The sequence below is a fragment of the Microbacterium canaveralium genome, from assembly GCF_047238045.1.
In the GTDB taxonomy this organism is placed as follows: Bacteria; Actinomycetota; Actinomycetes; order Actinomycetales; family Microbacteriaceae; genus Microbacterium.
The window spans coordinates 269730-284057 of sequence record NZ_JBDFMA010000003.1 but is presented as its reverse complement, the minus strand read 5'-3'; the positions used below and the strand labels follow the sequence as shown (position 1 = coordinate 284057).

The 14328-nt window shown below is 70.6% G+C and carries 14 protein-coding genes; 8 read left to right on the top strand and 6 right to left on the bottom strand.

Annotated features, from left to right (window positions below):
• Positions 1–258: 258 nt before the first annotated feature.
• Complete coding sequence (locus ABC271_RS02255; RefSeq protein WP_412923296.1) at positions 259–1104, bottom strand: DUF559 domain-containing protein; 846 nt, start codon at positions 1102–1104, stop codon at positions 259–261.
• A 302-nt stretch (positions 1105–1406) separates the two neighbouring features.
• Here ABC271_RS02255 and ABC271_RS02250 point away from each other — a divergent pair, with 302 nt between their 5' ends.
• Complete coding sequence (locus tag ABC271_RS02250; RefSeq protein ID WP_412923295.1) at positions 1407–2018, top strand: zinc-binding alcohol dehydrogenase; 612 nt, start codon at positions 1407–1409, stop codon at positions 2016–2018.
• Between the two features lie 25 nt (positions 2019–2043).
• Here the strand turns inward: ABC271_RS02250 and ABC271_RS02245 are convergent, their stop codons facing one another.
• Positions 2044–2379, bottom strand: coding sequence for a potassium transporter Trk (locus ABC271_RS02245; protein WP_412923294.1), 336 nt, complete (start codon positions 2377–2379; stop codon positions 2044–2046).
• 60 nt (positions 2380–2439) lie between these two features.
• A complete protein-coding gene (locus ABC271_RS02240; RefSeq protein WP_412923293.1) occupies positions 2440–2796 on the bottom strand; it encodes a sterol carrier family protein in 357 nt (118 codons plus the stop codon).
• Between the two features lie 146 nt (positions 2797–2942).
• On the opposite strand from ABC271_RS02240, the gene purD reads away from it, so the two are divergent.
• Entirely contained in the window at positions 2943–4214 is a 1272-nt protein-coding gene (gene purD / locus ABC271_RS02235; protein ID WP_412923292.1) for a phosphoribosylamine--glycine ligase, read from the top strand.
• 331 nt (positions 4215–4545) lie between these two features.
• Complete coding sequence (locus tag ABC271_RS02230) at positions 4546–4722, top strand: hypothetical protein (protein WP_412923291.1); 177 nt, start codon at positions 4546–4548, stop codon at positions 4720–4722.
• A 123-nt stretch (positions 4723–4845) separates the two neighbouring features.
• On the opposite strand, the gene ABC271_RS02225 is transcribed toward ABC271_RS02230, so the two are convergent.
• From ABC271_RS02225 to ABC271_RS02215, 3 genes are all read right to left on the bottom strand, one after another.
• Positions 4846–6510 carry an MFS transporter gene (locus ABC271_RS02225; protein ID WP_412923290.1) on the bottom strand — a complete coding sequence of 555 codons (1665 nt, stop codon included), beginning with the start codon at positions 6508–6510 and terminating at the stop codon, positions 4846–4848.
• On the bottom strand, positions 6507–7127 hold the full coding sequence (locus ABC271_RS02220) for a PadR family transcriptional regulator (RefSeq protein WP_412923289.1): 621 nt from the start codon (positions 7125–7127) through the stop codon (positions 6507–6509). Before ABC271_RS02220 ends, ABC271_RS02225 begins: the two co-directional genes overlap by 4 nt.
• Before the next feature lie 110 nt (positions 7128–7237).
• Positions 7238–8941, bottom strand: coding sequence for a BCCT family transporter (locus ABC271_RS02215; protein WP_412923288.1), 1704 nt, complete (start codon positions 8939–8941; stop codon positions 7238–7240).
• Positions 8942–9060: 119 nt separating this feature from the next.
• On the opposite strand from ABC271_RS02215, the gene ABC271_RS02210 reads away from it, so the two are divergent.
• The 5 genes from ABC271_RS02210 (at position 9061) to ABC271_RS02190 (ending at position 14327) form a co-directional block, all read left to right on the top strand.
• The gene (locus ABC271_RS02210) at positions 9061–9990 is read left to right on the top strand and encodes a phosphoribosylaminoimidazolesuccinocarboxamide synthase (RefSeq protein ID WP_412923287.1); all 930 of its coding nucleotides are present in this window, start codon (positions 9061–9063) and stop codon (positions 9988–9990) included.
• A 135-nt stretch (positions 9991–10125) separates the two neighbouring features.
• Positions 10126–11463 carry a uracil-xanthine permease family protein gene (locus ABC271_RS02205; protein ID WP_412923286.1) on the top strand — a complete coding sequence of 446 codons (1338 nt, stop codon included), beginning with the start codon at positions 10126–10128 and terminating at the stop codon, positions 11461–11463.
• 193 nt (positions 11464–11656) lie between these two features.
• Positions 11657–12988, top strand: coding sequence for a Na+/H+ antiporter NhaA (gene nhaA / locus ABC271_RS02200; protein WP_412923285.1), 1332 nt, complete (start codon positions 11657–11659; stop codon positions 12986–12988).
• A 45-nt stretch (positions 12989–13033) separates the two neighbouring features.
• Positions 13034–13543 carry a VOC family protein gene (locus ABC271_RS02195; RefSeq protein ID WP_412923284.1) on the top strand — a complete coding sequence of 170 codons (510 nt, stop codon included), beginning with the start codon at positions 13034–13036 and terminating at the stop codon, positions 13541–13543.
• Positions 13536–14327 carry a MerR family transcriptional regulator gene (locus ABC271_RS02190; protein WP_412923283.1) on the top strand — a complete coding sequence of 264 codons (792 nt, stop codon included), beginning with the start codon at positions 13536–13538 and terminating at the stop codon, positions 14325–14327. The genes ABC271_RS02195 and ABC271_RS02190 overlap by 8 nt, the downstream gene beginning before the upstream one ends.
• Position 14328 lies beyond the last annotated feature (1 nt).

Genomic DNA, 14328 nt, shown 5'->3' with positions numbered 1-14328 from the left:
CGAGGGGAGGGCTTGGGACAGAGGGAGGATGCCATGGCCTCCCGACATCCTCCCCTCCTCCCCCGCCCTCCCTTCCTCACGCGAATCCGCGGTTCGGGCGGCGCGTCAGCCGCCGTCGACGCGGCGGCGAGCGGCGCCGTTGCTGTGACGAGGGGAGGGCTTGGGGCAGAGGGAGGATGCCATGGCCTCCCGGCATCCTCCCCTCCTCCCCCGCCCTCCCCTCCCCCCGCATTTCACGGGCGCGACGCCCGGATGTGACTAGTCGCAGATTCGGTGCAGCCCCTGGGCGACCGCGTTCATGACGGTCATCTGCACCTGGGGCCAGTCGTGAATGACCTGTCGGTACCCGACGCGTATGACGTGGTACCCGTGCAGGGTGAGCAGTGCATCGTGCTGGATGTCTTGCTCACGCTGAGCGTCGACGTGGTGGCCCCCATCGACTTGGAACACGAGCCGGTCTCCGATCAGGAGGTCCACGCGATGATCGAGGATCCAGGCCTGAGGAATCAAACGAAGCCCGAGCCACCGAAGTCGGGCGATGAGATACGTCTCCAGCCCCGAGTCCGCGAATGGTTGCGCAACCTCCGCGAGCGCGCGGGCTCTCGCGGGGAGCGGCAGACGCGAGAGTTCGTCCAGCGAGATGAGCCGCTTGTTCAATGCCGACTCCCACACGACCAGTGCGTCATCACGAGGAAGGCAGGATGCAACGGCGACGAGGGTGTTGCCGACGCCATCGACGAGTGAGTCCGGGTGCCGCGGGATCAACGGGCGCGTGCGATGGACGCGTGTACCCGGAGCAACGTCCACGCGCCCCGAGTGCGGACCCGTGGCAACATGCGGTTCGGTGTGCGATGCGACCCAGAGACCGTGATGCACCGCGGCCGTGATGCACGTCAGGATCACGCCCGCGCGCGCCGCGGCGGTGACATACGGATCGGCGTCGGGCAGGGCCAACCATCGGCGACGCAGCCGGACGAGTTCGCCACGGTCGGTGGCATCGGCCACCGCGCGCCATGAGACTCCCGCCTCTGCCAGTCGTACTCCACGCACGATCCCGCCAGCCCGGCGAGCGAGGTCGACGGGATCGGCGCGGTGAGCTGGCATCCACATACTGTGCGCGATTCGGCACGAACGCGTCCGGCGACGACGCGCTTCTGTGGACGGAATGCCGGATTCGGCGACTGGGGAGGAACCGTCGCCCGGAGTCCGTCCTTCGATGCCGCGGGACGAGCGGAGGAGTTGGGAAGTACGGAGGATGCCGGAAGGTGGATTGCTCCTCCCCTTGCCCCATGTCCTCCGGTCCTCACCGAGAAGCGGGCCGGCGAGCTACGAGCAGAGAACCCCGCGCAGCGACGCCGAGAGCAAGACCCGCCCTCGCGGTCACGACCGCTCCCTACAATGGCGCCATGGTGAGCGGTCAGCCGGACTGGGTGATCCGCGAGGACGCGGCGATCGCCGTCCTGATCGCGCTCTATCTGCGGCAGGTCTGCGGCATCCGCGCCCCGGAGGAGCTGCCGGCCCTCCGACGCGTGCCCGCGTATGACGGCCTCGACCGCCCCGAGGACGAACAGGCGCTTCTCGAACGCGAGTGGCGCGAACTGTGGGCCATGAGCGTCGAGCCGCTGGCGCACCCCTCGCCCGTCCCGCTCGAGTTGGTCGAGGGGTTCGACGACCTGCTGGCGCTACCGGTCGGCCGGGCCGAGGCGTTGCGGGAGGCGATCGCGCCGCACGCCGCGGACGCGCTGGAGTTCGCCCGGCTCGCTCACGGGCGCTACAGCGCGGAGGGCGCGTCGCGTCCGGGCGTCTCGTACCGCGCCTACGCCAGCGCGATCGCGGAGCACGAACGCCGGGTCGGGCGCCGGGCGCACTCGTTCGAGCTCAATGTCCAGGTGCTGCCGCTCGCACAACGCGGTGTGTGGTGGATCGGATCCCTCACCGTCGCCGTGACGGACGGCCTGCGCAGCGATGTCGTCGCGTTCGACACCGCCATCCACCCGATCATCGCCGAGCTGGCGTGAGCCGCGGGGGCGCCCGCGGGCGGCGTCAGTAGCGGTAGCGCTCGTGGTCGACCGCGACGTCACGGATCTTCCGGCCCACCACTCGCTCGGAGATGAGCGCGGCGATCGCGCCCAACGTCACGCCGACGACGACGCAGATGAGCGCCGTGAAACCAAAGACCTGCAGCTGCGAGTAGACGACCTGCGTGTACGGGCTGAGGTCGGAGCCGTCGATCGCGAACGTCAAGATGAGAGCCGCCAGGATGCCAAGGAGCGCACCCGCGGCCAGGAAGACGCCGTACTTGGGCGCGCGGCGCACGCGCAGCGTCACGATCTCCTCGTGCACGAGGGGCTTGCGTTCAGGGGCGGGCTGCTCAGCCATGCTCACATTGTCCCACCGCGGCAGGTTCCGCGGGTCGCCGATTGCCCGACGTCGAATCGGTCACGGGCGCAGCGGCAGCAGCGCGCTCAGGTCGGCGCGCACGCCGGAGGCGACGATCCGGCCCGAGGCAGCGGCATCCGCCCAGCTCTCCACGCCGGTGGCCACGGCGATCCAGGTCGCCGCGTCGGTCTCGACGACGTTGGGCGGGGTGCCGCGGGTGTGGCGCGGCCCCTCGATGACCTGGACGGCACCGAACGGCGGCACGCGCATCTCGACCGAGTTCCCCGGCGCCTTCTCGACGAGCAGTTGCAGCAGATACCGCACGGCGGTCGCGGTCGCCGTCCGGGGCGCGTCGCCCGCGGCCACGGCGGCGAGCGCCGCGCGGCCGTCTCCGGTGTCGATGCGGCGAGGGGGCATGGCATCCACGGTACTCGGGCCCCTCTCGCCCGACCGTCGCCCCTGTCGAGTGTCCATGACACGCCGGCACGTGTCCGGGCCCGACGCCGAGTCCTGGGCCTTCGACGGATAAAGGCGGTGTCCGAGGCGCTCGATAGGCTGGCCGCGTGAGAATCCTGGTCCTCGGTTCGGGCGCGCGCGAGCACGCCATCATCCTCGCCCTGCGCTCGGAAGAGGTCTCGCACGCGATCTACGCCGCCCCCGGCAATGCCGGCATCGCCCGCGACGCCCACGTCGTCGACCTCGACGCGAACGATCCGGTCGCCGTCACCGAGTTCGCGAACACCGAGGCGATCGACCTCGTCGTGATCGGTCCCGAAGCTCCGCTGGTCGCCGGCGTGGCCGATGCGCTGCGCGAGCGCGGCATCCCGGTGTTCGGTCCGGGCAAGGCGGCGGCGCAGCTCGAGGGATCGAAGACCTACGCCAAGCGGATCATGGATGCCGCGGGCGTCCCGACCGGACGAGCCGTGCGCGCGCACGATCTCGCCGGCGTCGAGGCGGCGCTGGACGACCTCGGCGCCCCGCACGTCGTGAAGGCCGACGGTCTCGCCGCGGGTAAGGGCGTCATCGTGACGACCGACCGCGCAGCGGCACTCGCGCACGCCGAGGCGTACCTGCCGACGGGTCCCGTGCTCATCGAGGAGTTCCTCGCCGGGCCCGAGGTCTCGCTCTTCTTCCTCAGCGACGGCGACCGGGTGCTGCCCCTCAGTCCCGCGCAGGACTTCAAGCGCCTGCGCGACGGCGACGAGGGCCCCAACACCGGCGGCATGGGGGCGTATTCGCCGTTGCCGTGGCTGCTGGAGCGCTTCGGCGGCGAGGAGGAGTTCGTCGACCACGTCACGCGCGAGGTGGCCGAGCCGGTGATCCGGCAGATGGATGCCGAGGGCACCCCCTTCATCGGACTCCTGTACGCCGGGCTCATCCTCACCGAGGCGGGCGTGAAGGTCATCGAGTTCAACGCGCGCTTCGGCGACCCCGAGACGCAGGTGGTCCTGCCGCGGCTCGTCGACCCGCTGTCGACGCTGCTCATGGCCGCGGCCTCCGGCACGCTCGAGGACCAGCCGCGTCCCGCGTTCGCCGAGGCGACCGCCGTCACGGTCGTGCTGGCGAGCGAGGGCTACCCCGAGGCTCCGATCACCGGGCGCCCGCTCACCGGCGTCGATGACGCCGAAGAGGTCGACGGGGTGCACCTCGCGCACGCGGCGACCATGCTCCGGGGAGGGCGGCTGCACGCGACCGGAGGCCGCGTTCTCAACGTGGTCGCCCTCGGGACGACGTTCCGCGAGGCCCGCTCCGCCGCGTACGAGGCGCTGAGCCTGATCGGCCTCGAGGGCGGTCAGTACCGCACCGACATCGCCGCCCGCGTCGTCGAGGACTGACGCGCGACGCCGTCTCGCCCGCGGTGCCGCGGCATCCGTCTGATCCGCGAGACTTCATCGCGCTGACATCCCCCGCGCAATCTTCAAGGGAGATGTCGGCGCGATGAAGTCTCGGCGTTTCGGCACCGAGCACCCCTCGCCCCGGCATCCGGATCGGGCTACCGTGAGCGCATGGTGGACCGGGATGCCATGGCGCGCGGGCACGTGATCTTCGACCCGATCGCGGAGCGTCTGTGTGCGCTGCCCGACGTCGACATCGGCCGCATGTTCGGCACCGACGGTCTCCGCGTGCGCGCGAAGATATTCGCGTTCGTCGCACCAGGGCTCTCTCGTGGTGAAGCTGCCCGAAGAGCGGATCGGCGAGCTCGCGGCGGACGGGATCGGCGCCCCCATGGTCATGCGCGGTCGGCCCCTGCGGGAGTGGGCAGAGATCTCGCCGGATGCCTCCGAGACGTGGGCCGCGCTGATCGACGAGGCCCACCGCTTCGTCGACGACATCACGCCCTGAGGCCGGCCGGCACGCGGTTCCCGCCGAAACAGCAACCGCCCGACATCTCCCCCGCAGAATGCAAGGGAGATGTCGGGCGCGTGCAGTCTCGGCGGACCCGACCCGGGCCGAACCTCGGCCGGGCTACTCGCCCGAGGGAGCGGTGCCCGCGGCCGCGGGAGCGGTCCGCGCAGGAGAGGTCGGCGCGGGAGCCGAACCCTGCCCGGCCGGAGCCGCCGGAGCCGAACCCTGCCCGGCCGGAGCCGCCGGAGCCGAACCCTGTCCGGCCGGAGCCGCCGAAGCCTGCGCCGGAGCGGCGTCGAGGGGCGTCCCGTGGGCACGGATCACCGAGGGCCGCCGCATGAACAGCACGGCCACGAGTCCGAGGACGATCACGCCGATGGGGAGGAGTAGCGACTGACCCATAGCGGTGGAGAAGCCCTCGACGATCTGCGGCGGGAGCACTCCCCCACCGAAGCTCGTTCCGGCATCGCCCGCTCCGGGCAGATTGGCCTCGAGGCGCGCCTGCATGAACGCGGCGATGGATGCCGAACCGATCACCGATCCGACGGTGCGGGTGGTGTTGTAGATGCCCGCGCCGGCGCCGGCCTGGCGCGGCGGGAGGTTGCGCGTCGCCGTCGTGGCGAGCGGACCCCACATGCCGGCGTTTCCGACGCCCATCAGCGCGGACGGGATCAGGAACGCCCAGATGGGAGCGTCGCCGAAGATGAGCGCGGCGTACAACGCGAGCGAGCCGCCGACCAGCAGGAGTCCGGGCACGAGCAGGAACCGCGGGTCGGTGCGATCGAGCAGCTTCCCCGCGAACGGCGCCAGGACGCCCGAGAGGATCGCGAGCGGGATGAGCAGCAGCGCCGACTCGGTCGGGGTGAGGCCGCGCGCCAGCTGGAGGTAGAACATCTGCGGCAGGGCCATGCTCGTCACGGTGAATCCCACGGTCGCGATCGCGAGGTTCGCCACCGAGAAGTTGCGCTCGCGGAAGAGGTCGAGCGGCACGAGGGGTTCGCCCTTGCTCCGGGCCTGCGTCCAGATGAACACGCCCATCACGACGACTCCGGCGGCCACCATCGCCCAGATCCACGCGGCCCACGAGTAGTGCTCGCCCTCCTGGAGGCCGAACACGATGAGGAAGAGCCCCACGGCGCTCAGCACGACGCCGAGGATGTCGAACTTGTGCGCGGTCTTGGGCAGCTGCGGCACGAGCACCAGCGCGGCGATGAAGCCGATGACGCCGACCGGGATGTTGATGAAGAAGATCCACTCCCACCCGAGGCCGTCGACCAGCAGGCCGCCCGCGAGCGGACCCACGAGCGTCGCGACACCGGCGGTGGCCCCCCACAGCCCCATGGCTGCGCCGCGGCGCTGCGCAGGGAAGGTGCGGGTGATGACCGCCATCGTCTGGGGCGTCATGAGCGCGGCGCCGAGGCCCTGGACGGCGCGGGCGACGATCAGCATCTCGAGCGAGGTGGCCAGGCCGCACGCGAGCGAGGCGATCGTGAAGATCGCCAGGCCCGTCAGGTAGATGTTCTTGGGTCCGAAGCGGTCGCCGAGACGACCGGTGATGAGCAGCGGCACGGCGTACGTGAGCAGGTAGGCGCTGGTGACCCACACGACGTTGTCGAGGTTGTTGGTGTTCGGATCGAGCGCCGCCTTGATGGCCGGGTTGGCCACCGAGACGATCGTGGTGTCGACGAGGATCATGAAGAACCCGATGACCAGCGCCCAGAGGGCGGGCCACGGGCTGCGTTCGGGCGGAGCGGATGCCACGGAGGCGGCGCGGGAATCGGTCATGCGGTGGTCTCCTTCGAGACGCGGAGTCGTTCGAGGTGGTGAGGAAGGCCGTCGGCGCCCCACGGGAAGGTGCCGGCGATCAGGCCGTTGCGCAGGGAGTCCTGCCAGGCGAGTTCGGCGTCGAGGAGAACGGACTGCCGCTCGACCTCGATCATGTACTGGTGCGGGACCGCGCGGTCGCGTGCACGGGACAGCCCGTCACGGTGCTCGTCGCGGGAGGCGACGAGGAGTTCCCGCCGCCGGTCGAGGAGCGCGACGACGTCGTCACGGTCGAGATTGTGGGCTTCGGCCAGGGCGACGCGGAAGTCGCCGGGACGGTCGATCTGCGGCAGTTCCGCGCGGACCCAGGCGTCCACGGCGTTGCGTCCGGCGTCGAGCAGGCGATACGTCGTGCGCTCGGGGCGGTTGCCGTCGCGGTCGACGCCGACCTCGGCGACGAGGCCCTCCCGTTCGAGGCGCGCGATCGTGTGGTAGATCGTGCCCTTCTGCAGCGGGACGAGCCGATCGTCGCCACGATCGCGCAGCAGTCGGAGCATCTCGTAGGGATGCATGTCGCCCTCGCGCAGGGTCGCCAGGAGCATCACCGCGAGCGGTGTGAGTCGCGTGGGTTCTGGCATCCACCCCTCCATGGTCCGTGTCGACTAGTCCATGTGGACTATATCGCACAGAAGGCGGTGGGAGACCCCCGCGGCGGTTAACATTTCGGTGTGCCGGGTGCGGAGGGGCGTCACTCCTCCGGGGCGTCGGCGTCGGCCGCACGGCGGCGCCGCCACCGCGCCGGCAGGCCGAAGATGCCGCTCTGGTTGGCCTCCTCGACCTCCAGGCCGTAGTGCTCGCCGATCTGCTCGCGCAGTCGCGCACGCTCGGCGCGGTCGTACGCCTTCAGCTCGCGCCGGAACGCCACGACGGTGGCCCAGCAGATCGCGAGCAGCACGAGGCTGAACGGCAGAGCGATGCTGATCGCCGCCGTCTGGAGCGCCGTCAGTCCCCCCGCGATGAGGAGGGCGAAGGCGATCACCGACGTCGCGAGGGTGAAGAACACGCGCGTCCAGCGGGGCGGCTCCTCCTCTCCGCCGGTGGCGATCATGCTCATCACGAGCGCGCCGGAGTCGGCCGAGGTGATGAAGAAGATCCCGATGAGGACGAGGAACCCGATGACGAGGAACACCGAGCCCGGCACCGTCTCGAGCAGCTGGAAGAGCGCCGTCGACACATCGATCGTCCCATCGGCGCCGACGAACGTCGCCGAGCCGGTCAACTCCGCGTAGATGGCCGAGCCGCCGAGCACCGTGAACCACAGGATGCCGACGAGCGTGGGCACCAGGATCACTCCGGTGACGAACTCGCGGACCGTCCGGCCGCGCGAGATGCGCGCGATGAAGATCCCGACGAACGGGGCCCACGACATCCACCAGCCCCAGTAGAAGGCGGTCCACGCGCCCTGCCAGGCCACGCCCGCCTCACCGGAGTAGGCGCTCACCGTGAAGGAGAGGCCGACGAAGTTCTGAATGTAGTTGCCGATCGACTGCACGACGTCGCGCAGCAGGAACTCGGTCGGTCCCACGAACAGCAGGTAGAGCATCAGGATGCCGGCGAGAACGAGGTTGATGTTCGACAGCCACTTCATGCCGCGGCCGACGCCCGACAGCACCGAGAACAGCACGAACCCGGTGATGATGCCGATGAGGATCGCCTGGCTGACGATCGAGGGCGGCACGACGCCGAGGAAGTCGAGGCCGGCGCTGATCTGGATGACGCCGAGTCCGAGCGAGGTCGCGACCCCGAACAGCGTGCCCACGAGGGCGGCGACATCGATCGCATTGCCCCACCCGCCCTGCACCAGCCGGGCGCCCAGGATCGGCTCCAGCGCCCAGCGGATCGTGCGCGGGCGCTTGCGGCGATGGAAGGCGTAGGCCAGCGCGAGACCGATCACAACGTAGATCGACCACGCGTGCACGCCCCAGTGGAGGAACGTCTGCGACATCGCCTGCTGCGCGATCTCCGTCGCCGAGCCGTCGACGCCCGGTCGCGGGGAGGTGAAGTGACTCAGCGGCTCGCTCACGCCGTAGAACACCAGACCGATGCCCATGCCGGCGGCGAACAGCAGCGAGAACCACGACAGGGTCGAGAACTCCGGCTCGTCGTCGTCGCCGCCGAGCTTGATGCGGCCGAATCGACTGAATCCCATCGTGAGGGCGAAGACGACGAAGAACGCCGCGATGAGGACGTAGTACCAGTTGAACGCCGAGACGATCGCCGTCTGCAGCGCGCCGAACGCGACCTCGGCCGCGGAGGGGAAGAGCAGCGCGAAGGCGATGAACGTCAGCGCGATGGCCGACGCCGGCCAGAACACCCAGCCGCGGAGGGTGCGGTGGGAGCTGCCGTCGGGAGGATCGATGGATGCCGCGGTGTCGGGGTTCGCCTCGGTCATCCTTCGACGGTAGCGAGGCGCCCCCGAAACGCCGGGGGGCGGGCGCGCGCGGCCGGGATGTGACAAAATCTCGCTCATCGCGGCCGTGGGCGGCCCGGCCGACCCGCGATAATGAGCGGGTGATCCCCGACTCCCCCCTCGCGCTCGACGGCTGGCGCCACATCTATTCGGGCAAGGTCCGCGACCTGTACGTCCCCGCCGACACGGCCGAGGGAGCCGCGCCCGCGCATCTGCTGGTGGTCGCGAGCGATCGGGTCAGTGCCTTCGACCACGTCCTGAGCCCCGGCATCCCCGACAAGGGTGTACTGCTGACGACGCTGAGCCTGTGGTGGTTCGACCGGCTCGCCGGCGCCGACGGGGGGCGTGGCATCCCGAATCATCTCGCCGCCGACCACGTGCTCGAGGGCGACGACGCCGTCGAGCTGATCCCGGATGCCGTGCGGGGTCGCGCGATGCTCGTCCGGTCGCTCGACATGCAGCCGATCGAGTGCGTCGTGCGCGGCTACCTGACCGGGTCGGGGTGGGCCGAGTATCAGGCGACCCGTACGGTGTGCGGCATCCCGCTCCCCGACGGACTGGGCGATGGCGATCGGCTGCCCGAGCCTCTCTATACCCCCGCCTACAAAGCGCCGATGGGCGAGCACGACGAGAACATCACGTACGAGCGATCCGTCGAGCTCGTCGGCGCCGAGACCGCGGCCGCCCTGCGCGACCTGTCGCTGGAGATCTACCGCCGCGCCGCAGCGATCGCCGAGAAGCGCGGCCTGATCCTCGCCGACACGAAGTTCGAGTTCGGCTACGACGCCGAGGGCGTGCTGACCCTCGCCGACGAGGTGTTGACGTCGGACTCGTCGCGGTACTGGGATGCCGAAGCCTGGCGCACGGGCACGACCCCGGCCGAGCGCATGGCGAGCTTCGACAAGCAGATCGTCCGCGACTGGCTCGCCGCCCACTGGGACAAGCAAGGCGAGCCCCCCGCCCTCCCCGACGAGATCGTGACGCGCACCCGCGCCCGCTACGCCGAGCTGCTGAGCCGCCTGACGTCCTGACGCGCCCGGCGCCCGCGCCGGCGCCGAGATGACCCGGCCTCGTCGAGACAACCCGGGATTCGCGGCATGCGCGGGTCCGCTCGCGAAACGCGAGTGATTTCGGCATCCATTCCCCACCACCGCGAGGAGAGACACATGTTCCAGTGGAAGCTGCACGGAAACGGGCGCACGGTCGCGCCGGGAGCGGTCGTCGCCCCGGGCGAGCGCCTCAACTGGGGAGCCACGGTCGCGATCGGACTGCAGCACGTCATCGCGATGTTCGGCGCGACGTTCCTCGTGCCCGTGCTCACCGGGTTCCCGGTGTCGACGACGCTGCTGTTCTCGGGCGTGGGGACGCTGCTCTTCCTCCTCGTCACCCGCAACCGGCTCCCCAGCTACCTCGGGTCGTCGTTCGCGTTCATCGCGCCCGTGACCGCGGCGACCACGATCGGCGGAACGGGTTCCGCCCTCGCGGGCATCGTGGCCGTCGGCATCCTGCTCGCCCTCATCGGCGTCGTGGTGCAGTTCGTCGGGCTCGGGTGGGTCGACAAGGTCATGCCGCCGGTGGTCGCCGGGGCGATCGTCGCGCTCATCGGCTTCAACCTGGCCCCCGTCGCGTGGCAGAACTTCCAGCTCCAACCCCTGCCCGGCACGATCACGCTCGTCGCGGTGATCCTCTTCAGCGTGCTGTTCCGCGGATTCCTCGGGCGCATCTCGATCTTCCTCGGCGTCATCGTCGGCTACGTCGCGACCGTGCTGATCCAGGTCACGACCGGTGAGACGCTCATCGACTTCGCGCCGGTCGAGTCCGCGCCGTGGATCGGCCTGCCCGAGTTCCACCTCGCGAACTTCGCGTCGCCGCAGACGTGGTCGGTCATCGCGATGTTCCTCCCGGTCGTTCTGGTGCTCGTGGCCGAGAACGTCGGGCACGTCCGGGGCGTGGCGGCGATGACGGATGCCACGGCCAACCGTTCCACCGGACGCGCGCTGATCGCCGACGGCGTCGCCACGACCCTCGCGGGAACGTTCGGCGGCTCGGGCACGACGACGTACGGCGAGAACATCGGCGTCATGGCCGCGACCCGCGTCTACTCGACCGCCGTGTACTGGGTCGCCGGGCTCACCGCGATCGTGCTGAGCCTCTCACCCAAGGTCGGTGCGGTGTTCAACACGATCCCCGCCGGAGTGCTCGGTGGGGTCACGACGGCGCTCTACGGCCTGATCGGCATCATCGGGATCAAGATCTGGGTCGACAACCGCGTCGACTTCTCGCGCCCGGTCAACCAGTACACGGGCGCGGTCGCGCTGGTGCTCGCGATCGCGGGGTTCACGATGCAGTGGGGCGACTTCCAGCTCGGCGCGATCGTGCTCGGCGCCGTCGCCGCCCTGGTCATCTACCACCTGGGCAACGCGATCGCCCGCGCCCGCAAGACCGGTGCCGACGACGGCGGCCCGATCCCCGCGGTGGGTCCCCTAGGCGGCGACCCGTCCTGAGGCCCCGCGCGGGCGGCATCCGCGCTCGAAAGCACCCGTTCGGGTCGAGCGCCCACGTTCCGGCCGACCCGAACGTGTGCTCCCGGCCGGATCGTGGGCTTTCGGCAACGTTCAGGTCGCCCAGGTAAACTGGCGCGGGCGTGTCGGGAAGTCTGGTCGACGATCGTGTCGATCGACCCCGAAAGCAGATGCCATGACCGAAACCCCCACCCGCGCGCCGAGCTGGCCGGGCTACCGCGAAGTCCACCGCGTCACCACCGTGCTCCGCCGAGAGTCCGTGGGCGGCATGCTGCTCGTGATCGCCGCGATCGCGGCGATCATCTGGGCCAACTCCCCCGCCTCGGACGCGTACTTCGCCCTGCGCGACCTGCGGTTCGGGTACGAGCCGTGGCACCTCGAACTGAGCGTCGGCGCGTGGGCGGCCGACGGCCTGCTCGCGATCTTCTTCTTCATGGTCGGTCTCGAGCTGAAGCGCGAGATCGTCGTGGGGAGCCTTCGCCGCTTCAGCACCGCCATCGTCCCGATCACCGCCGCCGCGGCGGGCGTCGCCGTGCCCGCGCTCATCTACGTCGCCGTCGTCTCTTCGCAGCCGAGCCTGCTCGCCGGCTGGGCGATCCCCGCCGCGACCGACATCGCGTTCGCCGTCGCCGTGCTCGCGCTCGTCGGTTCGCACCTGCCGGGACCGTTGCGCATCTTCCTGCTCACGCTCGCGGTCGTCGACGATCTCATCGCGATCGCCATCATCGCGCTGTTCTACACGAGCGACATCTCGCTCCTGCCGCTCGCCGTCTTCGCGGTGCTCGTCGCGATCTACGGCGTCATCGCGCATCGCGGCCGCGCCTGGTTCGCCCGCACCCCGTGGGCGGCGTGGGTCGTGCTGCTGCCGATCGGTTTCGCCGCGTGGGCGTTCCTGCACGCGTCGGGCGTCCACGCCACGATCGCCGGCGTCGCGCTGGCGTTCACCATTCCGGTCGCCCCCTCGAAGCGTCAGCCCGAGATCCGCGGCATGGACCTCGCCGAGCAGTTCGAGCACCGCTTCCGCCCCCTGTCGGCGGGCATCGCGGTGCCGATCTTCGCGTTCTTCGCCGCGGGCGTCGCGATCGGCGGCGCCGAGGGTCTCGCCCGCGCGGTCATGGACCCGGTCACCGTCGGCGTCGTCGCCGGGCTCGTGCTCGGCAAGCCGATCGGCATCCTGCTCGGGGTCCGCCTCCTCACGCTGGTGACGAAGGTGCGCCTCGACCCGGCGCTGAAATGGATCGACCTCGCCGGTGTCGGCCTGCTCGCGGGCATCGGATTCACGGTGTCGCTGCTGATCGCCGAGCTCAGCTTCCCCGCCGGCTCACCCCACACCGACGACGCGAAGATCGCGATCATGGTGGCCTCGCTCCTGGCATCCGTCTTCGCCGCCATCGTCCTGCTCGCCCGCAACCGCCGCTACAAGCAGCTCGCGGCGGCGGAAGAGGTGGATGCCGACGGCGACGACGTTCCGGACGTGTACCAGCAGCCGCTGCCCCCGAGAAGCTGATCGGCGGCTTGACCCTCACGCGGCGTGAGCCCTGAGCCTGGACTCATGACCCGCTCCTCCGACGCTTTCGAGATCAGCCCCGTTCCCCCGCCCGGACCGGATGCCGTCGCCCCACCGCTGTTCCGGGGCATCTACGGGATGCCGATGTTCGTCACCCTCTCCACGTCCGACCTCGCCGCCTCGGTCGACTTCTGGACGCGCGGGCTCGGGTTCTTCGAGCTGTTCGGCATCCCGGGCCGGATGGTGCATCTCCGGCGATGGGCGTTCCAGGACGTCCTGCTCGTCGCGGGCGAGGGGAACGAGATCGTCCCCACCTCCCGCGTCAGCTTCGCGTGCGTGCTCGGGCAGATCCCGGAGATCCTCGCGGCACTGCGCGAGGTGGGCGTCGACGCGGACTCGCACGACAGCCCCTGGAACACGCGCGACATCGACGTGGTCACACCCGAGAACGTCCGCGTGACCTTCACCGCGGCGAAGGTCTTCGATCCTGACAGCGCCGAAGGACGAAACCTCCGGAGCGTGGGCATCGGCACCGACAATGGACACCATGACTGACCAGGGTCTCCCCGTCGGCGAGACTGCCGCGCGCCTCGGGGTGACGGTGCGCACCCTGCACCACTGGGACGAGATCGGGCTCGCGCGGCCCGCGGCGCGCTCCACCGCCGGCTACCGGCTGTACACCCGCGACGACCTCGAACGCCTCCGCCGGATCCTCGTGTACCGCGAACTCGGCCTCGACCTCGACTCCATCCGCGCGGTGCTCGACGACGCCGGCGGCGACGTCGCCGCGCAGCTGCGGGTTCAGCGCGCGCAACTCGCGCAGCGCATGGAGCAGCTGCGCGACCTCGACGACGACCTCGAACGCATGATCGCGGCGCAGGAGCGCGGCATCCTTCTCTCCGAAGACGAGCAGACCGCCGCGTTCGGCCGGGACTGGGACCCCGCGTGGGCGGCCGAGGCGGCCGAACGCTACCGCGGCACGGAACAGTGGCAGCAGTACGCCGAGCGGTCGGCGTCGCGGACGCCCGCCGACTGGGCGGCCGTCACCTCGGCGGTCACGGCTCTCGAGCGCGAACTCGGCGACGCCCTGGCATCCGGCGCCCTCCCCGGAGACGAGCGCGCGAACGATCTCGTCGAACGGCACCGCGAGGTGTTCTCGGCGTACTTCCGGATCACACGATCGATGCAGGTATGCCTGGGCCGCATGTACGCGGCGGACCCGCGTTTCGCGGCGCACTACGACGGCGTGCACCCCGGCCTCGCCGTGTGGCTCCGGGACGCGATCGACGCGAGCGCCCGGGCGCACGGCATCGACCCCGACACCGCGACGTGGGAGTGAG